The following is a 20,318-nucleotide window of genomic DNA, read 5'->3' as shown; positions in this document are numbered from 1 at the left end:
GGTCGGATCGGGCCCGGGTGCGCCGGCCGCTTCGTGGGCCGCGACCAGGTGTGCTCCGGGCCGGCCCCGGGTCGCACAGGGCGGGCACGGCGGCGACGCGGCCGGTCGGGTGCGCGCGCAGCCGCTCGGTGACGAGGGCGAGCCTGCTCTTCGCCTCCGATTCCGCGTGCAGGACCTCGTGCACCCCGGCCACCGGCGGCCGCCACGCGAGGATCTGCGAGCCGGCCACCATGCCGGGATCGTACAAGACCACTCCCGGCGGGGCCGGAGTCGATCCGAGGCATGGACAACCGACGAAGGGGTGGGGTTTCGCCGCCACCGTGGCGGCGAAACCCCACCCCTCGAACATCCCACCCGTCCCGACGCCCGTTCCGCCACCCCGTGTCGGCGGTCCCGCCCCACCCGCGCCCGCTGCTGCACACCACATCCTGACGGCGCCCACCGACGCGAACCATCCGCCCGGCTACTCGGTCGCGAACCTGAGTACCGAACGTCTGTCCTGAGTATCGATGGGCCGGTTCGGACGACGGCCCGGCGGCACGGTCGGGATTCGGACCGGTCGGATGCCGGCGGGCGCGCTTGGTCGGGCGGTCAGTTGATGGTGAGGAGGGCCGCGATGGCCGGCCCGAAGGCACCACCCAGGAGGTAGCACAGGTTGAACAGGCCGATGGCGGTCGGGCGTTGCTCGGGCGCGACGGACCCGGCGGCGAGCACCGCGAGGGTGGCCTGCCCGGCGGTGGCGGTGAAGACCGAGAACGCGGTGACGAGCAGGAGCAGCGGGGCCCCGACGCCGAACAGGGCGGTTGCCGGGACGAGTACGCCCAGCGTGACCAGCAGGGCCGGGCCGGTGCGTCGGCCGAGCCGGCCGGAGATGGCGGCGAAGCCCCAGGTGGCTGCCGAGCCTACGAGCAGCGCGACCAGTTGGGCCAGGCCGATTCGTCCGGTGCTCCAGTCCGTGTCCCGGGCGAGCAGGCGCGGGACGGCGAACAGCAGGGTGAAGTACGACGTGGACAGCGCCAGCGTGACGCCGGCCGCCAGGCCGAAGGTCGGACTGCGCAGGATCGCCACCGGCACGAAGCCGTTCGGCGCCACCCGCAGACGCAGGGCCAGGGCAGCGAGAGCGATCAGGGCGCCGAACAGCGCGGGCAGCGGATACAGCGGCACCAGTACGAGCGCGGACACGAGCACGGTCGACAGCAGCGCGCCCACCGAGTCGAATCGATCGGCGTCGGCGGCAGACGCCCGGGCCGGCGCCCGGCGGGCGACGAAGAGTACGGCCGGCAGACCCACGGCGGAGGCGATCAGCGGGACGCGCCAGGACAGCGCATCGCCGAGTACGACGCCCGCGGTCGGGCCGACCGCGCCGCACATGCCGAAGAGCGCGGTGATCACGCCCATCCGGCGCACCGAGCCGGCCAGGTTCAGCGCGACGGCGGTCAGCCCGGCACCGCCGAACGCCTGTGCCGCCCGCCCCGCGATCAGCAGCGGCAGCCACGGCGAGAGGGCAACCACCACCGTGCCGAGCGCGACCGTGGCGGCGGACACCATCAGCGCGGTACGCGCGCCGCGCCGGCGGATCAGCGCTGCCGCCAACGGCGTCCCGATCGCGACCGCCCAGCCGAACACACCGACCAGCCACGAACCGGTGGCCGACGAGACGCCCAGGTCGGCCGCGATGTCCGGGAGGATCAACACGGGGCTGTTGGCGCTGATCGCGAGCGGTGCGGCGAGCAGGGCCAAGACGAGGGCGGGCACGCGGCGTTCGGGCCGTGGCGCGGTGTGGCCGGCGAGCGGTCGGGACGGCGTGCCGGTCGGCACGGAGGTGCCTGACGCCGACACCGGCCGGGTCGGCACGGAGGTGGTGCTCATCGTGGTCTCCTCGGAGCGGGAGGGCAGCGGGCAAGGGTGCCGGCCGCGGGCGGGGCGGGGCAGGACTCGGGCCGCCTCGCCTTCCCGGGAGGGATCAGGACGAGGCGACCGGCGACGGATCGGGCGGGACCTCACGCACCGGCGAGGGCCTGACGCCACACCGGGCTGTCGACGTAGTGGTTGTCGAACCGCTCGGAGGTCTCGCGCAGTTCGGCGACGTCGGCCTCGCCGCGGTACACGCGCTCCAGGAGCCGGTAGTAGTCGAAGCGGTCCATGCCGGGCGTGAACACGACCAGCATCTTGGCCTCGGTGTCCGGCGCCGGCGCGAAGGCGTGCGGTGTGTGCGGCGGCACCAGCAGGAAGTCGCCGGTTTCGAGGGTGACGATCTCCTCGCCGAGCAGGATGCGCATCGTGCCCTCGGTGACGTGGAACATCTCGCTTGCCCGGGTGTGGAAGTGGGCGGGCGCGCCGGGGGAGCCCTTGTGGAAGGTGGCCAGGTTGGCGGTCATCCCGGGCGTGTCGGCCAGCAGCGTGATCAGGCTGGTGGGACCGTCCTGGACGATCTCCGCCTCCTGGGTGCGGACCAGGATCGAGGCGGCGGCGGTGTTCGCGGTGTTGCCGGCGGTGTTCGAGGCGTGCGTGGACATGGTGGCTCCCTGGAGTGTGACGAGGTGGGTCGATCGAGTGGATCGGTGGGCCGGTCGGTGTGCGCCGCTTGGCTCTCGGCTCCCGGCTGCTGTTCGTTGGTACCAATCTACGGCGGCTTTCGACCCATGAGAGGGTGCATTTCCGTGCCGGAATCATGGGTCAATTCAAGCGCGGGAGAGCGCCGGCTGACAGCGCGGAGGTGCGGGGACGTGAGGGGGCTGGGAGGCGAAGGACCGGGGACGCGATAGGGCGAGGACGCGGGGACGCGAGGGCGCGGGGACGCGAGGGCGCGGGGACGCGAGGGCGCGGAGAGGTGAAGAGGCGAGGAGACGACGTCGGGAGCACGCGCCGACGCGTCGCCACGCCGGACGGGAGGGGTTTCGCCGCCCCGTGACGGCGAAACCCCTCCCTCGCGCGCACCGGGACCGCCCCATGGCCCGACTGCGCTCCCCGCAGTCGGATCCCGGCGGCCCGGGTGGGCGAACGGACCTCAGCCCTCGGCGGTCGCCGCCGAGGCCGGGTCGGGTAGGTCGGTGGTCGCGCTCATGCTCGCGTCCCTGCGCTTGTTCGTGGCGTGTCCGTGCTCTCGTCCGTGACCGCGCTCGTGCTCGGCGACCGGATCGATCGGCGGCGCCGTTCCGGGGTACACGAGAAACGTATGACCCGGCTGGGGTCGGCACGGATGGCCCGACATGCCACACAGGGGACCGATCGCGACACGCGCCCGTCGGCCCGTCCCGGGTCGGCGCAGGGCCGAACGGGGAACGAACCGGGCCCGGCTCAGTAAGGCGCGGTCGCTGCCGCCGCCAGTTTCTCGAACTCGGTGCCGAGGGCTCGGGCGAGCCGGTCGGCCAGTGCGCGATGGGCACGGTCCGTGGTGACGCCGGCCGTGAACGTGTCGCCGTGGCTCGTGAAGCCGAAGACCACGTTCTGCGAGCCCATCAGCGGCGGCGCCGCGATCAGTTCGACAGCCGGGCGGCCGAGCAGCACCAACGGGGTTTTCGGGCCGGGGATGTTGGTGCAAGTGGTGTTCGCATAGCCCGCGGACATGGTGATCAGGTCGGCGAGCCGGGTCACGACCAGTGGTAACCGGGCGGCGACCTCGATGGTGGTTCGCGCGATGGCGGCCTGCCCGATCGACTTGGCGCGGGCCGTCTCAACGCGGACCCGGGCCAACCGGGCACGTGGATGCGACTCGGTGAGCGGTAGCGGGATCCGGAAGAAGGACACCACATTGCCGATGCGGGACGCCTCGTCCGCCGCGCGCATGTCCACGGGGACCAGCGCGGCGACGCGGCCCGGTATCGGCCGGTCCGCCAGGACGGTGCGCAGCGCCCCGGAAACCGCCGCCAGATACACGTCGTTGACGGTCGGGCGCGCGGTGCCCGGAGCCGCGTGCCGGGCGGCTCGGACCGTCTGTGCGGACACCGTCACCCAGGCCGGGTGACGACCGTCGCCGGGGCGGCCGTTGAACGACAGGCGCGAGTTCCGTCCCAACACCCCGGCGACGGTGGCCAGGACCCCGCGTACCGAGGCCGGTCCCGGCGGCACCCGGCGCACCGCGCCGCCGGGCCAGGGCGCTCCCGCTTCGGCGCCCTCGCCCATCAGTCGCTCCAGCAGCCGGATCACCGAGACCCCGTCCGCCACCGCGTGGTGCACCCGCAACAGCACGGCGAATCCGTCGACTTCGGGGCCGGACAGCAGGTACAGCCGCCACGTGGCCACGGTCGACCGCAGCGGGTCGCCGAGCAATTCGCCGACCCGCTCGCGCAGCGCGTCCGGGCCGGGCGCGAGCGGCGCGGCGACGACCTGCCGCTCCGGGTCGAGCTCGTCGGCCACGAACCAGCGCGGACGTCCGCGCCGGCGTCCGGTCGGCGTCGGGCCCGCGCGCAGCCGCATCCGGGGCACTGGCCCCCAGCGTGACCGGACCAGCTCGCGCAGGTCGGTCAACTCCGGTGCGCCGCCCCGAAGGCGCACCAGCACGAAGAACCAGGGGTCACCGGGGCTGTGGAACCACTCGTGCACGACGAACGGCAGGTCGCCGGGCGCCGGATGGCTCGGATTCGGCGGGGTGCGTGGCACGTTTCGAGCCTCCGGGATGAGTCCGAGGCGAGCCGCGCACGTTCGACCCGCCGTGGGCGTGGCGGGCGACCGGGCCGTTGCCCGCTGTGATGCAGGCCACATGCATCCTATCGGCCCCCGGATGCGTATGGATCAAGGACGGTAGCGGCAGGAAAGGAGGACGGGATGGGCCCACAGGGCCGTGAGGGGTTCACCGAGTTCGCCCGGACCTCGGCACACCGTCTCTGCCAGACGGCATACCTGTTGTGCGGCGACTGGCGTCTCGCCGAGGACCTCACCCAGATCGCGCTGGAGAAGCTTTACGTGGCCTGGCGCCGGATAGAACACACCGACCAACCACACGCCCATGCCAGGCGTGTGCTCTTGAACGCATACCTGGACCGCAGACGCCGCCGGAGCTCCACCGAACTGCCCGGCATCGACGCGTCGGCCCTGGAGCGCCGACCCGACACGGCGGCCGACGCGGATCTCCCGGACGTGCGGATGACGCAGCGGTGCTGGTCATCGCAGGGACGGCCACGGTTGTGGTGAACAACGGCGACGCGGCTCCCGAGCGGGTGGCGATACCGGCCTCGATGGCGGCCCGGCCGAACTCGCCGACCGCGGACGGCCGGATCGACGTCGCTCGCGTGGCGATCGCCCGGGACCTCGGTGAGGTGCTGACCGGCCTGCTCCCGCAGGGGAGTTGGTCGGCGGTGCGGACCGGATACGCCCCGGACACCGGCATCTCGGCCGAGGTGACCCGGGACGACGGCTTGGTCGGACCGGGTGGGGTGGTCTCCGCGTCGTTGCGGCCCGGTGACCTGGCGGACTGTCGAAGCATTCGGCAGCCCTCGGCCGAGCGCACGGACGAATTCGGGCTCAAGCACAGCGTCAAGTGCGTGGCACCGGGACGGGACGGGGTGGCGCTCGCCGTGGAGAGCGTGGTCGGCCCGGACGGCGTCTTCCGAGCCCAAGGGCTGCACGTGTCGGTCGGCACGGCCGTACTCCGCCTGATCTGGGCCAACGGGCCGCTGGACGGGAAGATCCCGCAGGCCGTCAAGTCGAGACCGTCGCTGACCGACGAACAGGGCGCGGAGATCGCCCGGAGCACCCGTTGGGAACCGGTCGCCCGGCGTCTCCTGGAATCCGGCGTGGGGACGGGGTGAGCGGACGCAGCACGGGCCGTCGGGCCAAACCGCGTGCCACCGCCCGAAACGGTGCCCACGTCCGCTCCGCCGGTCGTCCGCGTGTCGTACGTCGCGCGATGTTCGGTGTGGGTGTGGCGGTGGCCGCCGCGCTATGCGTGGTGGCGGCGCTGCCCGGGATCTCCGGCGGCGGCGCGCCATCCGTCGACATCGGCGCGACCCCGGTGCCGAGCGCTCGATCGACCGGGTCGACACCGCTGCCCGAGCAGCCGTCGGCCCAGCGGGACCTGCCGGTTCGGGCATCCGCGTCGCAGGACCCCGACACCCAGGCGGGGCTGCGATTCCCGTTGGAGCCCACCCTCAAGCTCGGTGGGCGGTTCGTCACCGTGCCGGGCCGCGATACCGGGCCCGCAGCGGGCAAGCGGTTCACCTATCGGGTGGAGATCGAGGAGGGCCTCGCGCTGGACGGCACACTGTTCGCCGCGATGGTGCAGCACACCCTCAACGATGCGCGCAGTTGGGCCCGGGACTCCCTGGTCTTCGAGCGCACCGACGCCGCGAAAGCGTCCTTCGTGGTGCGGCTGTCCAGTCCCGGCACCGTGCACCGGATCTGCTCGCCCATCGTGGGCGACACCAGCAGGTCCAACGTGTCCTGCAACGCCAACGGAACGCCGTGGGTGATGATCAACGGCTGGCGCTGGGCCCAGGGTTCGACTGCCTGCGGTGACGACATCCGCGGCTACCGGCAGATGCTGATCAACCACGAGGTCGGCCATCGGCTGGGCCACCAGCACAGCACCCGCTGCGGTCCGGGCGGCCTGGCGCCGGTGATGATGCAGCAGACCAAGAGCCGCGAGGCGGACAACGGCAAGGTGTGCGGCGCCAATCCGTGGCCGTATCCCACCGCCGGCTGACCCGGTCGGCGCGCCGGACGTCGGTTTTCTCCAAGACGTCCGGGCGTCGGCCCGAAACGGTGGTTCCGGAAGCCACCGCTTCGGACGTGGCGGCAACGGAAAGTGGGGCCGATGCGGAACCTGAGACGCACCATCCTGACCGGCGCGGCGGCGGCGATGCTGTTGGTCACCGGCCTGGCCGTGCAACCGGCGGCGGCGGTCGTGCCCGATCCGCCGACCCTGCCGGCCGCCGCCTCGCACGGCATCACGGTCGTGCACTGGGCCAAGTCGACCCCGACCGAGACCGCACCGTTCTACGACCTCACGCTCACCACGGACGCGATCCACAAAAATCTTGGCCCGGGCGCGCCGACGGTGCCCGCGCACCCGCAGATCAAGGTGCGAATCCTGCTGCCGGCCGGGTACCGGACCGACCCGGCGCACCCGTACCGGTCGCTGTACCTGCTGCACGGCGGCAACGACACCTTCGCGTCGTGGTCGGACAAGGGCGATGTCGCGGCGATCACCGCGAATGCCGCCTTCGACGGCATCGTGGTGATGCCGGAGGGCGGTGACGCGGGTTGGTACAGCGACTGGGTGACCGGTACGACCGGCAACATCGCGCCGCAGTGGGAGACCTTCCACATGAAGCAGTTGGTGCCGTGGATCGACGCCAACTTCAACACGATCACCGACAGGTCGGGCCGCTCCATCGCGGGTCTGTCGATGGGCGGTTACGGCGCGTTGCGCTACGCCGGGCGCTACCCGGAACTGTTCTCGGCGGCGGCGGGCTTCTCGCCCGGCACCAACATCGAGATGCCGTGGGCGCAGGCGCTCGTGCACGGGTCGGTGGTCCAGGTGCCACTGGCCCCGACCGCCCCGGGCGCGTTCATCGGCGCGTACGACGCCAACACCCCGAATCTGGCGCGGTATCAGTACCCGCTCGGTTGGTTGTGGGGCCCGCATCAGGTGTTCGGCACCATCGACACGTGGGATGCGCAGAACCCGGTGAAGATCGCTGCGGCAGGCGGATACGGTTCGTACGGCGGCAAGTTCGCCTTCTACGCCGGCAACACCGCCGGCGGTTCGGACGCGCAGATCCAGAGCGACGCGGTCGACTTCCACGCCAAGCTGAATACGGCCGGTACCGCGCACCGGTTCTGCACCGGGCCGGGCACGCACGACTGGGCGTACTGGCAGAAGGACCTGGCCGACTTCCTCAAGGTGATCGCCGGCACGGCCTCGGACAACCAGTGCACCACCAACGCGGGGTGGTCGAAGGTCTCCTAGCTAGGCAACCCGGTCGATGCCGTCGATGGGTTCCCCCACGAGGGTGCGGACTTCGGCGATCATGGTGGCGATCAGGTCATCGGCGGCGCGATCGGCCCAGACGACGGCCAGGTCGACGGGGTCGGCGTCGGCTATGGGGACCCAGCGGATGTTCATGGCAGGGGCCCAGCGGGCGAGCGGTTCCGGGGCCAACCAGATGCCGCGGCCGCGGGCGACCATGAGGAAACATTCCTCGATCTGAGCAACCCTGGGGCCGCGCGGCGCCGGTGTGCCGTCGGGACGCGGGTCGGCGATCCAGTGGCGTTCGGCTTCCGGGGAAGTGAACATGTCGGGGCACACGACGGGTTCGTCGGCCAAGTCGGCGAAGGTGACCCGGCCGCGGTCGGCGAGGCGGTGGTCGGCAGGCAGCGCGACGGCGCGCTTGTCGGTGCGTACCGGCGCATAGCGCAATCCGACATCGCCGATGGGCAGCCACATGAAGGCGGCGTCGGCGTCCCCCGCGTCGAGGAGCGCGAGTTCTTCGCGGGGTGTACGCACGCTGGCCAGTTCGACGGTCAGGCCCGGCACCATCGTCTCGACGGCTTCGGCGACCTCGGCGGCGAAGAGCGTCATGGAATAGGGGCAGAAGGCGAGGCGCAGCGTGCCGGTCCGCTCGTGGGCGATCTTGCGCACCCGCTCGGCGAGCTGCGCCACTTCTGCGAGGACCGCGCGCCCGCCCGCCACGAGTTCCTCGGCGGCGGGGGTGAGGACCACGCCGCGGTGGGTGCGTATCAGGAGCGTGACCTTGAGGGCCCGTTCGAGGTGCTTGACGTGTGCGGAGACGGCTTGCTGGGTCAGGTACAGCCGCTCGGCGGCGCGGGTGATGCTGCCTTCCCGGGCGACCGCGATGAAGGACTCGAGATGGCGCACCTCCAGATCGATCATGGTGCGAGTCTACGGGCCGCTTTGTCCGCGCTCGGCCGGCCCGCGCGCATGGGCCGCGGATGAGCCGGAGAAGCGCGTCTCGTCCCGTTACCAAGGGTCGTTGTGGGGAGCCAGCGATCCGTTGTTTCCGCCTGGCCTGCGGATCATGGACGGTGGTGGAACCACCTGAGGCACACCCCGACCGGGAACGGAACGACCACCATGAGCATGGGACTGAACGAGAACACCGCGAACGCCGGCACCAGGACGACCGCCGAGGTAATCGACCGGTTCAACGACGCCTTCACCAAGCACGACCCGGCCCTGCTGACCGACTTGGTCGCCGATGTCTGCGTGATGGTGAGCGTCCAGCCCGCCCCGGAGGGGGCGCGGTACGAAGGTCTCGACGCCTGCCTCGGCTTCTGGCAGGAACTGGCCGCCGACCGCAACACCCGATTCGCCCCGGACGAGGTGTTCGTCTTCGGCGACCGCGCGGTCATCAAGTGGCACGTCACCTTCCGGAACGGCGAGGTGAACGAGGTGTTCGGCGACGCGCACGCGGCGTCCACGTCGGTGGCCGGCGTCAACCTCATGCAGGTCCGCGACGGGCGCATCGTCGAGGCGCTCGGCTACAGCAAGACCCCGTGACCCGGTAGCGCCATACGACTCGCTCATTCATTCTCGCCGAGCCGTGCACCCTGCGCCGCCTGACCGACACCCTCGCCTGAGTGCGCCGACACCGGATCGGGATGCCCACAAACCTGCCCAGCCCGACGGGCATCCGATCCGGCCGATGCGCCCCCATCATTCGGCCCTGGTGAACAATGCGGCATGATTGTTCCGGTCCGGTATCTGATTGAGAGGAGGGGCTGGGATGCTGGAACGCGCCGAAATAGAGATATTCCTGACGCTCGCTGAGGAATTGCACTTCGGGCGTACCGCGGCTCGCCTGCACATCTCACCCCCACAGGTCACCCAGACTGTTCAGAAGACCGAACGGCGCCTCGGTGTCGCGCTGTTCACACGCACCAGCAGGCGCGTCGCGCTGACCGAGGTCGGCCGGAGCCTGCGCGAGGACCTGCTGCCGCTGTACGAGGGCATCAAGCGTGCGATGGGCCGCGCCGAAATGGCGGGCCGCGGCATGACCGGCATGCTCAGCGTCGGATTCATGGGCACCCAGGCCGGGCGCATCCTGTCCGCCGCCCACGCCGTGTTCGAGGCTCGGAACCCGGACTTCCGAGTGCGAATCGTAGAGACCCATCTGCATCACCATGTAGCGCAGTTGCGCGACGGCACCGCCGACCTGCTGTTGACGGCATTGCCGGTCGACGAGCCGGACATGAGCGTCGGCGCGGTGGTCACGCGTGGCGTCAGGTACATGTGCGTCGCCGCGGACCATCGCCTCGCGGGACGCGGCGCCGTGTCGTTCGAGGACCTCGCCGGCGAGACGTTCGTCGCGTTCGCCGAGTCCGTCCCGGCCCATTGGGCCGACTTCCACCTGCCCCGTTGGACGCCGGGCGGTCAGCCGATCGGCAGATTCAGCGAGCCGTGCAGCACATATGCCGAGGCACTGGCCATCGTCGCGGCCGGGCGGGCCATCGTGCCCGGCGACGCGCAGCTGCTGCTCTTCTACCAACGACCGGACATCAGCTTCGTCAAGATTCCCGACATGCCGCCCATCGAGCACGGGCTGGTGTGGCGGACCTCCGACGACACCGACCGGCGCCTGCGCGCCTTCGTCGACGTCGTCCTGGAGGTCGCGCCCGCTCTGGCCTCGCCCGGCACGATCCCCGCTGCCACCGGTACTTCGGCCGTGCCGGTTGTGCCCGGCGCGGCCGAAGCAACGCGACCGTCGCTTTCGGCGTTCCCGGGTGGAATCAGCTCGCGATAGGCATGGTTCGCGCGGAGGCACGTCGTAGGCGCCCGCTTTCCTTGACCGGGTCCTCCCCGCCGTCCAGCTCGGCGATCATGCGCCTGAGGCCGTTGACGGCCGCGGCATAGTCGGCCGCGACTGCGTCTTCGAGCGGTTGCCGAGCGTCGCTGCGGTTCGACCCTCGTGGTCGATGGCACGCGAGTCCGGGTGTTGGGCGGGACGTTCGTGTGTTCGTGGGTTGGCCTGTGTAGCCGGGGACTTGTTCGACCGCGCGTTGCACGCGGATCGCCGCGGCGATCACTTGGGTGACCAGGTCGGTCGACAGGTGCCCGATCGGCTGGGCGTCGGTGTCGTCATCGGGATGGTCGGTCATGGTCATGTCGATGTCCTTCACAGGAGGGTCGATGTCCTCCCGCAGTCGGGGCGGTTCGTGGTTCAGCGTCGGCTGGGCGCCGGGTGTGCGGAGTTGCCGGCCGCCCGGACCGCGAGGGAGGTCAGGAACGCGATCCCCGCGCCGAAGCCCAGGGCGGTGGTGAGGCTGGTCGCGTTGACGATCAACCCGCCGAACAGTGCGCCGAGGGCGATGGCGAGGTTGAACACGGAGGTATTCAGCGCAGTGGCCGATTCGGTCTCGCCGGGGGCCGACTGGAGGATCCAGGTCTGCACGCTGATGGGGACGCCGCCGAAGGCCAGCCCCCAGCCGATCAGCAGGACCATGCCGCCGACCTGAGTCGTGCCGAGCAACGGGAACAGCGCGAGGATCGCGGCGAGCAGGAGGCTGATCACGATGATCGCCTTGCGGGCGTTGCGCCCGGCCATGCCGCCGATCATGAAGTTGCCGACGATGCCCGCGGCACCGAAGCCCAGCAGCAGCGGACCGACCATGCCACCGCCGATGCCGGACACGTCCTGCAGGATCGGGCTGACGAACGTGAACGCGGCGAAGTGCCCGCCCACAAGCAGGAACGTGGCCAGCACGCCGGTCCGCACGGCCGGGTTACGAAACTGCGCCGCGAGCGATTCGAGGCGAACCGGGTCGCCGGCCGGCAGCGGCGGCAGAAGCATGCGCAGTGCAGCCACGACCAGCAGTCCGAGTGCGCCCACCGTGGCGAAGGCCACCCGCCAGTCGGCGAACTCGCCGATCAACGTGCCGGCCGGGACGCCCAGCACGTTCGCTGCGGTGGCACCGCCGAAGGTGATTGCGGTGGCACGGGAAACGTGCTCCGTAGGGACCATCCGAACCGCGATTCCCGCGGCGAGCGCCCAGAATCCACCGATGCTGATGCCCACGAGGAACCGCGAGGCCAGGAGTACCGCGAAGTTCGGCGCGAACACCGATATCAGGTTGGCCGCGACCATCAGCGTCAGCAGACCGAGCAGTACCGTGCGCCGGTCGAGGCGGCCGATCGCCACGGGCAGCAGCGGCGCGGCGGCGGACGCGACGAGCCCGGGTACCGTCACCATGAGACCGGCTGTCCCCTCGGAGACGCCGAGCCCGCTGCCGATGGAAGTGAGCAGCCCCATGGGGAGCTGTTCAACGGTGACCATGGCGAAAGTGCCGACGGCCACGGCCACCACTCCCAGCCATGTTCGTATCGGCACCGGTTCCGGGCCCGGACTCGCACGGGAGGCGGGGACGGCAGTGTTTGCCGGGGACGCGTCAGCGTCGAGGATCGTCATCTCGGTGGACTCCGTTTTGTCGTGCCGCGCCCAGCGCGCGGAAGGCAGGTCGAAACGGCGGCCAAGGGGCCGCCGCGTCCGTGGTGGGTGACTGCCGTTCCACTTTGCAGCCGGGGACGAACGCCCATCAATGGCCAACACCGGAAGAAACGTTCCGCAGGGGTGAATGCCGGATCCCGGCCCGAGTCCGGTCACGCGGGCCGGCGCGGCCTGCGCCGATCGGATACGCGGCGGCGCGGAGTGGAGGCTGTGCCACCCGTGAATCCAGCCGGGCGCGCCGATTGCTCGGGATCGTCGCCGCCGTCCTCCTGATCGCCCTGGTCGGCGTCGGAACACTCACCGAGGGGCACGACTTCGCCGAGCGTGGGGGACCGCGCCCCGCCGACCTCAGCCCGCGCCGATACCCAAGTGCCGTCGCAGAAAGTCGAGTTGATGCAGCAGCAGCTTCTCGAACAGGTTCTCGTCCGACGGTGCGTGACCGGTGTCCGGTAGCAGCAGCACCTCGTGCGGCTGTCCGGCGGCGAGCAGTTCGCCGGACAGCCGCAGCGTGTTCGCCGGGAACACGTTGTCGTCGGCCAGGCCGTGGACCAGCAGCAGCGGTCGGCTCAGCCGGGCCGCTTCGGACAACGGCGAGCACGCGGCGTAGCGTTCGGGGTGCTCGTCGGGTAGGCCGAGGAAACGTTCGCGCCAGTGCGTGTCGTACAGCCGCTGATCGCTGACGCCGGCACCGGCGATCGCCGCGTGGAACACGTCGGGTCGGCGCAGCACCGCGGTCAGGGCCAGCATCGCGCCGAACGACCAGCCCCGGACGGCTACCTTGGTCGCATCCAATTCCGGTCGAGTCGCCAGGACTTCGGTCAACGCGGCCACCTGATCGGCGAGCACCGGCCCGAGGATGTCCCCGTACACCTCGCGCTCCCACGCGGGCCCGCGCCCGGGTGTGCCGCTGCCGTCGGTGATCAGTACCGCGAAGCCCTGCTCGGCGAACCACTGCGACACGAAAGCCATCGGGGACTGCTGGGCGGTGACCCGCTGGAGGGCCGGGCCCGCGTACGGATCGACCAGCACGGGCAGCGGCCGCGTATCCCGGCGGTACCACGAGGGCAGCAACAACTGGGTGTGCAGGCCGCGCTCGGTGGTGGTGAACCGGGTGGCGTGCAGCCGCAGGACCGGGTCGTGTGCCGACGAGTGCACGGGGACGGCCGCTCTGCCCGGGCGCAGGGCCATCGTGCGGGCCCCGGGTCGGTCGGAGGTACGCGCGGTGTGGATCAGAGTCTCGGCGCGGCGGACGGCGGTGTGTATGCCGGGTTCGGTATCCAGTCGGCGTGGCTCGGAGCCCGGTCGCCAGGTCCACAGCTGCGCCTCGGTCGGTTCGGCGGAGGCCGCGAACAGCACGTCGTCGCCGTCCACACCGAACACCTCGCGGACGTGCAGCCCCGGTGGGGTGACCGGGACGCCGTCCAGGGTCAGCCGTCGGGTGCCGTCCGCGTCGCTGTGCGCGACCAGCGCGCCGGACTCGGTGCGCACCGGCGTACCGGGCAACAGGTGTACCCAGCAGGGGTCGTGCTGCTCGGCGAGCGGGCGGGTGCGACCGGTCGCCGGGTCCACGGCCAGCGTGCGGACGGTGCGTTGGTCGCGGCTCTGCACCGCCGCCAACGGGCCGAGGGCATCCCAGTCGGCGTGTGTCAGGTATTCGAACTCGCGCGAATCCCAATGCACTTGCGTGTGTTCGCCGGCGATGGTGACGAGCCGCAGGGTGACCTGCGCGTTGGCGCCGCCGGCTGCGGGATAGCGCAGCGTGCGCGGCGGCGAGGCCGGGCGGGTCGGATCCGACACGTGCCAGGTCGGTACGGCGCTTTCGTCCACCCGGGCCACCAGCAGCCGGGTGCCGTCCGGGGCCCACCAGTAGCCGCGCGATCGGCCGATCGACGCGCTCGCCGCGTACTCGGCGACACCGAACCGCACGTGGGCGCCGTCGGGTTCGGCGAGCGCCCGGTCGTTCGACCCGGCAACGTCGATCACCCGCAACGCGCCATCGGCGTGGTAGGCGATCCGCCGACCCGTCGGGTCGGGCCGTGGGTCGAGCACCGAGCCCTCGACGGGCAGTCGCCGGGTCCGACCGGTCGCGACCTCCACCACCCACAGGCCGCTCGGCAGCGCGAACGCGGCGAGGCCGGCCGCGTCGTCGCCGGCGTAGCCGGTGATTCCGGACTCGCCGGCCGGCCCGGGCAGCGCGGTCGGGTCCACGAGCAGCCGCTCCGTTGCCGAGTCCAGGTCCAGGTGCCACAGGCAACCGACCGGGTCGTCCCCGGATCGGCTGCGCAGGAACAGCACCGAGGCGCCGTCCTGGGACACGGTGAAGGCGGTGGGGACACCGGTGGAGAAGCGCCGGGTACGCACGAACTGGCGGGGCAACTCGATCGTCGACATGCCACTCAGGCTGACCTCGGCCCACCGGCCTCTCCACAGTTTCGCGGAGCAGCGAAACCTCGGCCGGCGAACCGTAGCCCGCCCCGACACTTTCGGCACGACGCAGCATGTGCCCCGCCCCACGCGCGGGGCGAACACGTCGGCCGGTCCGGCGCGGATCAGCGGGTGGATGGCGCCCGGTGCGGGAAGCGCCGTGCTCGGACCCTCGGGGTCGTGATCCTGCTCGCGGGCGGCGGTCGCCTCCGTCGGAGAGCGCCCGCCGCCCGGAGCCGAAGTCCCCACGGCGCGGTGGCCGAGGCCGCCGCCGGCCTGAAGCCTCGCGTGGCGTCAGCTCGTCAGGCCGCCCACCAGAGAGGTCACCGCGGTGTTGAGAGCGTCGGATGCGTCGGGGCCGTGGCTGGTCTGAGCCGTCGGGTCCGAGGTGTTGAGCGCGATGTCCTGGCCGGGGGTGGTGCCGGCGTTCGCGACCGGTGCGGCGAGCGCGGCGGCACCCGCGGCCAGCAGGACGGTGGCGAGAATGCGTCGAGTGTGCGTCATACCGTCCTCAACGGCGAGACCCCCTCATGGGCTACGGCCTTTCACCCACCCGGACCCGTCCGCGCCCGGCCGGCCCGCGTCAGGCGTCGTAGTAGGTCGCACCCGCCTCGGCGATCGTACTTGCCGGTCCGATTCGGCCATGTGCTTCGCCGCCCGGCGCCCGCCCGTCGGCTCGCCCCGGACCGGTGGGCCGGGGCGTACCCGACCACGACCGTGTGTCGAACGCCATGGTGACGAGTCGGCCGGGCCGCACGGACCGGAGCACATCGAACGCGTCAAATGATCATGAAGCAGTGAAGATACCGGTGCCGCCGACACCGTGCGGAGTGTGACCCCTTCGGACTCGTGGCCGGCACCCCGGCACCCCGGCACCCCGGTGTCATGTGCGGGCGTCGGCCCGTTCCGCGCGGAAGATGGTGAACAGCACCCGCAGCACCAGGACGCAGCTGATCACCAGCAGGTTGTAGCCGATCACCTGGTACAACCCCACGCTGTCGCCCACCTGCGGCCCGCCCTCGGTGCCGAGCAGCAGCACGGCCATGATCCCGGCGGTCGCACCGAGCACCGTCAGCAGCGTGCGGTGCAGCATGGACGTGAGCACCCGACGGTCGCGTTCGTCGGCCAAAAGCCGGACGTTGACCCCGAGTCGACCCTCCTCCAGCGCCCCGGTCACCCGTTCGAAGCGGCGCGGCAACCGGCGCAACACCGGCAGTAGGTACAGGAGTTCGCTGGTGGCCGCGTCCCGCAGTCCGGTCGGCTCCAACCGGTCGGTGACGTGCTTGGTCGCGTAGCCGCGCGCCTCGGCGAAGATGTCGAAACCCGGTTCCATCCCGGTCAGGGTGCCCTCGACCGTGGCGAGCGCCCGGAAGACGGCCGCGATCTCCGGTGCGACGGTCAGCTCGAACGCGGACACCAGCCGGAACAGGTCGGTGAACATGGCCAGATCCGGCGCCAGACCCGCACTGAGATGGCGGGCCATGAACTGGCCGAGCGCGCGCTGCAGCCGCTGTTCGTCCAGCTCTGCCGGGCGGGTCACCACCTGGAGCAGCGCATCCGACATCGCGGCCGGATCGGCCCGCCCGAGCGCGAGCAGCAACTCCTGTAGACCGGAACGCAGTTGCGCATCGATTCGGCCCACCGAGCCGAAGTCGAGCAGCGCCAACCGGCCGTCGCCGAGCAGCATTATGTTGCCCGGGTGCGGGTCGGCGTGGAAGATCCCGTCGAACATGATCTGCCGCAGCAGCTCGCCCAGCAACATGCGCGCCAGCTCGCCCCGGTCGACCCCGCGTTCGTCCAGGGTCGCGGCGGCGGTGCCCAGCGGTACGCCGTCCAGCCAGTCGAGCACCAGCACCCGTGCGGTGCTCAGCTCGGGATGCAGGCGCGGCAGGATCAGGCTCGGGTGCCGCCGTCCGACCCCGGCGGCGGTCACCGCGCTCGTGTTGCGCGCCTCGATCCGGAAGTCCAACTCCTCGCGCAGCGCCACCGCGAAACCGTCGGCGAGTTCGACCAGACCCAGCGCGTGACCCCACGTGGTGCGCCGGTCCAGGCTCGCCGCGAGCCGCGCCAGGATGTCCAGATCCCGCTCGACGATCGGGCCGATCCCCGGACGCTGCACCTTGACCACCACCTCACCGCCGGAACGCAGCCGGGCTCGATGGACCTGCGCGATCGACGCGGCCGCGAGTGGCTCCGGATCGAATTCGGCGAACACCTCGGTCGCCGGCGCGCCCAACTCGGCGGTGAGTACCCGTTCCACCTCCGACCACGGTGCGGGTGCGACCCGATGCTGGAGCAGCGCGAGCGCGTCCACGAACTCGACCGGCAGCAGATCGCGGCGGGTGGACAGGACCTGCCCGAGCTTGACGAAGGTCACCCCGCCGTCCTGGAGCGCCTCCTGCAACGACCGGGCCAGGCCGGCTCGCCGACTCGCCTGATCGGCCCGCCGGCCGCGCAGATACGGCCCGAGTCCGTGCCGCGCGGCGATCCGGCTGATCTGCGAATAGCGGCGACCGCGCGCCACGCGCCGGCGCAGCCCCCGGACGAACTCGACCGTGCCCGGCCAGGATCCGCTCGGCACCAGCGCCTCGATCACCACGATGAAGGTCATCGTGGCGAGCAGTGCCACACCGAGCGTGACGGTCATGAAGACACCGGGATTGTGCCGCTGGATGCTCCCGCCGACCGCCCATGACACCACGAGTCCGAGCAGCCCCGCGGCGAGCGTGCGCCGCGCACCCACCGGCAGTCCGAGCAGCCGCCGCGCACCCCAGGCCAAGCCGAGGGTGAGCAGCAACGCGGTGAGCGCGGTGGCCACCCACAACACACCCGCGTTCACCTCGGGTTCGGCCGTGCTCAGCACGGACACCACCCCCGGCGGGCGCCGAGTGCGACGCGTGCGCCGCCGGACCGCGACATTGTTCGCGACATGCCGATGAGACCTTCCCCGAGTGATCACACACGTGCGCAGCAGAACCTATCGTCCGGGCCCGATCCTGCGGCGAAACCGAGTACGGGTACTCAGGACGGTCGTTCCGCGAGCACCCAGGATGATCACCATGAGCAACCGCCGGTCGTACCCGACCTCGCCGTATCCGATGTGGCAGCGGCACCTCCCGCAGCAGCCGACGCCGGTGCGCCCGCACGCCGCGTGGTTCGCGGTGCCCGTTGCCTCGGCCGGACTGAGCGCGCTGAGCGCGGTGGCCGCGAGCGTGGTGTGGGTCGGCGTGCGGGCACGCAAGTCACTGAGCGACACGACCATTTACGGCGACGGCTCGCCGGTCCCGGCGCACGTGTGGAACGACCACCGGAACACCGTCGACCTCTGGCTGTACATGGCCGCGATCACCGCCGTCCTCGCCATCGTCGGATTCACCGGGCTGGTGATCGCCCGTGGCGGGAACCGGCGCGAGCAGGCCCGACGGGCGGGCACGCGCGGCTGATCGGGTCGGGAACACTACAAGCCGATCGGCAGTGTGCACGGTGGCCGGAGGTCACCCGTCGCCGGCGACCGGTCGGTGCGGGCACGGGCCGGGACGTGAATCGGGGCACCACCGGGACGTGGGTCCCGGTGGTGCCCCGGTTCTCATGCGGCCGTGTCGCGATGCGTCAGTCCATGATGACGGAGACGTGCTCCGCCTGTGGGCCCTTCGGCCCCTGGACGACATCGAAGTCGACCTTGGCGTTCTCCTCCAACTGGCGGTAACCCGCGCTTTGGATGGCCGAGAAGTGCACGAACACGTCCGGGCCGCCGTCGTCCTGCTCGATGAAGCCGAAGCCCTTGTCCGCGTTGAACCACTTCACCTTGCCTGTAACCATCGATCCATTCCTTCAGCTGATACCACGACGTGTCGTGAGGGACGCGCCGGCCGGAGCCTCGTCGCGACTGCGGCCCCCGAGATTTCCCGCCCCACCACCGGCGAAACACGCGCCCGGCCGGTGTCCGGGAAGCGGGGTCCGTGGTCCGTGTCGCGGCGTCGGCGACCCGACCGGATTCGGGTCGGTCACCTCCACCGCGAGCGCCGCGACCGCCGCGGAGCGGGCGCCGGGCGAGGCCGTGCGGCGGCGGCCCCCTTCGCCCCGGCCGCACCCGCAGTCCGAGTCGGCCCAGGATGAGCGGACCCAGGGCATCCCCGAAGTTCTCCCGACCGTCCGGTGTGCGCCACCACCAGACACCCACCGTCGTGCTGCTCGCCACGACTCGACTCCGCTCGCTCGCGCCCGACTTCCGGAACTGTCGCGAGGTTTCCTATAACCGGCGGACCGGGCAAAGTGTGCCCGGTCCGCCGAATTCACTCGTTCGCCCGGTTGCCGGACCCGTTACGGGCGTCGGCCCGCCGAGCGGTGGCCGGCGGCCTCGTCGAGCAGATAGGCCGGGCTCTGTGTGCTCTCGTCGTGATCGTCGTAGTAGCGGTGGTAGACCGGCGTCAGACCCCCGGAGACCGGTGGCACGATCCAGCTCCAGTCCGCCGGACATGTACGGCCCGCCTCCGCCTCGCGTTCGACGTGCCGGAGGAAGCGGTCGGATTCGGTGTGGTGGTCGGTGATGGTCGCGCCGGCCGCGTCGAACGAGTGCAGCACGGCACGGTTGAGTTCGATCGAGGCCCGGTCCCGCCACAGCGTACGCTCGCTGGAGGTGTCCAGGCCGAACAGCGCGGCGATCGCGGGGAGCATGTCGTAGCGGTCCGCGTCGACCAGGTTGCGGGCACCGATCTCGGTGCCCATGTACCAGCCGTTGAACGGCGCCGCACTGTAGGAGACGCCGCCGATCTCCAGGCGCATGTTGGAAATCGCCGGGATCGCGTGCCAGCGCAAGCCCAGGGCGGCGAACCCGGGGTGTTCGGGGTGGGTGAGCGCGATCTCGCGGATCGCGTCCGGCGGCAGTGTGAATGAGCGGAGTCGGCCGTCCGCTCCCTCGATGATCAGGGGCAACGGGTCGAAGTCGGTGCCCGCGCCGCGCCAGCCGAGCTCGCGCGCGAGTTCGGTGACGCCCAGATTGCGACCGTCGCCCACGAGCGCGCCGTCCGTCCGGCGATAGCCGGCGTAGCGGATCAACTGCTCGTTCCAGATCCGCACCCTGGGCCCGGTGGGGGCGTCCGGCGCGAACACGGTGATCGTCGGCCGGATCCGGCCGCCGCGCCAGGTCTCGCGCAGGTGTCCCGCGCACTGGGCGGCGACCTCGTCGGGCCGGCTCACGTGCCGGCGGTCCCGGACGACCAGGCTGTTCCAATACAACCGGCCGATACAGCGGGCCGAGTTGCGCCAGGCGACCCGGGCGCCCCAGACGAGTTCGGCCGAGGTGTGGATATAGGTGCCGCTGTCTCCGATCTGCTCGACGATCTCGCGCCGGCGAGCGTCGTGATCCACCGGCGACCCGGTCTCCCGATGGAAACGTTCGAGGAACGCGAGGGCCCGCGCGGGGTCCACGGCGCCCTCGGGGCGGACGTCGGGTACTGCGGACGGGGGCTGCGGGGCGGAAACTTGGGGGTG

At 71.4% G+C, this 20,318-nt stretch carries 19 protein-coding genes; 7 read left to right on the top strand and 12 right to left on the bottom strand.

Going from position 1 to position 20,318, the window contains the following annotated elements:
- Nucleotides 1-591: 591 nt before the first annotated feature.
- From ABZS54_RS19095 to ABZS54_RS19080, 4 genes are all read right to left on the bottom strand, one after another.
- Entirely contained in the window at nucleotides 592-1,869 is a 1,278-nt protein-coding gene (locus ABZS54_RS19095) for an MFS transporter (protein WP_355536905.1), read from the bottom strand.
- 131 nt (nucleotides 1,870-2,000) lie between these two features.
- On the bottom strand, nucleotides 2,001-2,516 hold the full coding sequence (locus ABZS54_RS19090; protein ID WP_355536902.1) for a cupin domain-containing protein: 516 nt from the start codon (nucleotides 2,514-2,516) through the stop codon (nucleotides 2,001-2,003).
- Nucleotides 2,517-3,007: 491 nt separating this feature from the next.
- The gene (locus tag ABZS54_RS19085; RefSeq protein WP_355536899.1) at nucleotides 3,008-3,166 is read right to left on the bottom strand and encodes a hypothetical protein; all 159 of its coding nucleotides are present in this window, start codon (nucleotides 3,164-3,166) and stop codon (nucleotides 3,008-3,010) included.
- Between the two features lie 131 nt (nucleotides 3,167-3,297).
- Nucleotides 3,298-4,599 carry a WS/DGAT domain-containing protein gene (locus tag ABZS54_RS19080; protein ID WP_355536896.1) on the bottom strand — a complete coding sequence of 434 codons (1,302 nt, stop codon included), beginning with the start codon at nucleotides 4,597-4,599 and terminating at the stop codon, nucleotides 3,298-3,300.
- A 165-nt stretch (nucleotides 4,600-4,764) separates the two neighbouring features.
- Between ABZS54_RS19080 and ABZS54_RS19075 the strand changes: the two genes are divergently transcribed.
- The 4 genes from ABZS54_RS19075 (at nucleotide 4,765) to ABZS54_RS19060 (ending at nucleotide 7,909) form a co-directional block, all read left to right on the top strand.
- The gene (locus ABZS54_RS19075; protein WP_355536893.1) at nucleotides 4,765-5,130 is read left to right on the top strand and encodes a sigma factor; all 366 of its coding nucleotides are present in this window, start codon (nucleotides 4,765-4,767) and stop codon (nucleotides 5,128-5,130) included.
- Nucleotides 5,094-5,747 (top strand): hypothetical protein, encoded by a 654-nt coding sequence (locus tag ABZS54_RS19070; protein WP_355536890.1) that lies wholly within the window; start codon nucleotides 5,094-5,096, stop codon nucleotides 5,745-5,747. Before ABZS54_RS19075 ends, ABZS54_RS19070 begins: the two co-directional genes overlap by 37 nt.
- 98 nt (nucleotides 5,748-5,845) lie before the next feature.
- Nucleotides 5,846-6,640, top strand: a complete 795-nt coding sequence (locus ABZS54_RS19065) for a DUF3152 domain-containing protein (protein WP_355536888.1) — start codon at nucleotides 5,846-5,848, stop codon at nucleotides 6,638-6,640.
- A gap of 111 nt (nucleotides 6,641-6,751) precedes the next feature.
- On the top strand, nucleotides 6,752-7,909 hold the full coding sequence (locus ABZS54_RS19060; RefSeq protein WP_355536885.1) for an alpha/beta hydrolase family protein: 1,158 nt from the start codon (nucleotides 6,752-6,754) through the stop codon (nucleotides 7,907-7,909).
- Here ABZS54_RS19060 and ABZS54_RS19055 read toward each other — a convergent pair whose 3' ends face one another.
- Nucleotides 7,910-8,833 carry a LysR family transcriptional regulator gene (locus tag ABZS54_RS19055; RefSeq protein WP_355536882.1) on the bottom strand — a complete coding sequence of 308 codons (924 nt, stop codon included), beginning with the start codon at nucleotides 8,831-8,833 and terminating at the stop codon, nucleotides 7,910-7,912.
- 201 nt (nucleotides 8,834-9,034) lie between these two features.
- Here ABZS54_RS19055 and ABZS54_RS19050 point away from each other — a divergent pair, with 201 nt between their 5' ends.
- Both ABZS54_RS19050 and ABZS54_RS19045 read left to right on the top strand, forming a co-directional pair.
- Complete coding sequence (locus ABZS54_RS19050) at nucleotides 9,035-9,460, top strand: nuclear transport factor 2 family protein (RefSeq protein ID WP_355536880.1); 426 nt, start codon at nucleotides 9,035-9,037, stop codon at nucleotides 9,458-9,460.
- 226 nt (nucleotides 9,461-9,686) lie between these two features.
- Nucleotides 9,687-10,703 carry a LysR family transcriptional regulator gene (locus tag ABZS54_RS19045; protein WP_355536877.1) on the top strand — a complete coding sequence of 339 codons (1,017 nt, stop codon included), beginning with the start codon at nucleotides 9,687-9,689 and terminating at the stop codon, nucleotides 10,701-10,703.
- Here ABZS54_RS19045 and ABZS54_RS19040 read toward each other — a convergent pair.
- The 5 genes from ABZS54_RS19040 to ABZS54_RS19020 all read right to left on the bottom strand — a co-directional run bounded on the left by ABZS54_RS19040 (nucleotide 10,690) and on the right by ABZS54_RS19020 (nucleotide 17,691).
- Complete coding sequence (locus tag ABZS54_RS19040; protein WP_355536874.1) at nucleotides 10,690-11,079, bottom strand: hypothetical protein; 390 nt, start codon at nucleotides 11,077-11,079, stop codon at nucleotides 10,690-10,692. The two genes, ABZS54_RS19045 and ABZS54_RS19040, sit on opposite strands and share 14 nt — an antisense overlap.
- 41 nt (nucleotides 11,080-11,120) lie before the next feature.
- Nucleotides 11,121-12,254, bottom strand: coding sequence for an MFS transporter (locus ABZS54_RS19035; protein ID WP_355536871.1), 1,134 nt, complete (start codon nucleotides 12,252-12,254; stop codon nucleotides 11,121-11,123).
- A gap of 498 nt (nucleotides 12,255-12,752) precedes the next feature.
- Nucleotides 12,753-14,795 carry a prolyl oligopeptidase family serine peptidase gene (locus ABZS54_RS19030; protein ID WP_355536868.1) on the bottom strand — a complete coding sequence of 681 codons (2,043 nt, stop codon included), beginning with the start codon at nucleotides 14,793-14,795 and terminating at the stop codon, nucleotides 12,753-12,755.
- Nucleotides 14,796-15,122: 327 nt separating this feature from the next.
- A complete protein-coding gene (locus ABZS54_RS19025; RefSeq protein ID WP_355536865.1) occupies nucleotides 15,123-15,332 on the bottom strand; it encodes a hypothetical protein in 210 nt (69 codons plus the stop codon).
- 379 nt (nucleotides 15,333-15,711) lie between these two features.
- Entirely contained in the window at nucleotides 15,712-17,691 is a 1,980-nt protein-coding gene (locus ABZS54_RS19020) for an AarF/UbiB family protein (RefSeq protein ID WP_355536862.1), read from the bottom strand.
- A gap of 196 nt (nucleotides 17,692-17,887) precedes the next feature.
- Here ABZS54_RS19020 and ABZS54_RS19015 point away from each other — a divergent pair, with 196 nt between their 5' ends.
- Nucleotides 17,888-18,271 carry a hypothetical protein gene (locus ABZS54_RS19015; RefSeq protein WP_355536859.1) on the top strand — a complete coding sequence of 128 codons (384 nt, stop codon included), beginning with the start codon at nucleotides 17,888-17,890 and terminating at the stop codon, nucleotides 18,269-18,271.
- A 166-nt stretch (nucleotides 18,272-18,437) separates the two neighbouring features.
- On the opposite strand, the gene ABZS54_RS19010 is transcribed toward ABZS54_RS19015, so the two are convergent.
- Nucleotides 18,438-18,647 (bottom strand): cold-shock protein, encoded by a 210-nt coding sequence (locus tag ABZS54_RS19010; protein ID WP_355536856.1) that lies wholly within the window; start codon nucleotides 18,645-18,647, stop codon nucleotides 18,438-18,440.
- A gap of 501 nt (nucleotides 18,648-19,148) precedes the next feature.
- The gene (locus tag ABZS54_RS19005) at nucleotides 19,149-20,255 is read right to left on the bottom strand and encodes a nitric oxide synthase oxygenase (RefSeq protein WP_355536923.1); all 1,107 of its coding nucleotides are present in this window, start codon (nucleotides 20,253-20,255) and stop codon (nucleotides 19,149-19,151) included.
- Nucleotides 20,256-20,318 lie beyond the last annotated feature (63 nt).

It is taken from the genome of Embleya sp. NPDC005575, from assembly GCF_040605455.1.
Taxonomy (GTDB): domain Bacteria; phylum Actinomycetota; class Actinomycetes; order Streptomycetales; family Streptomycetaceae; genus Embleya.
This window is presented reverse-complemented; position numbering and strand designations above follow the sequence as displayed.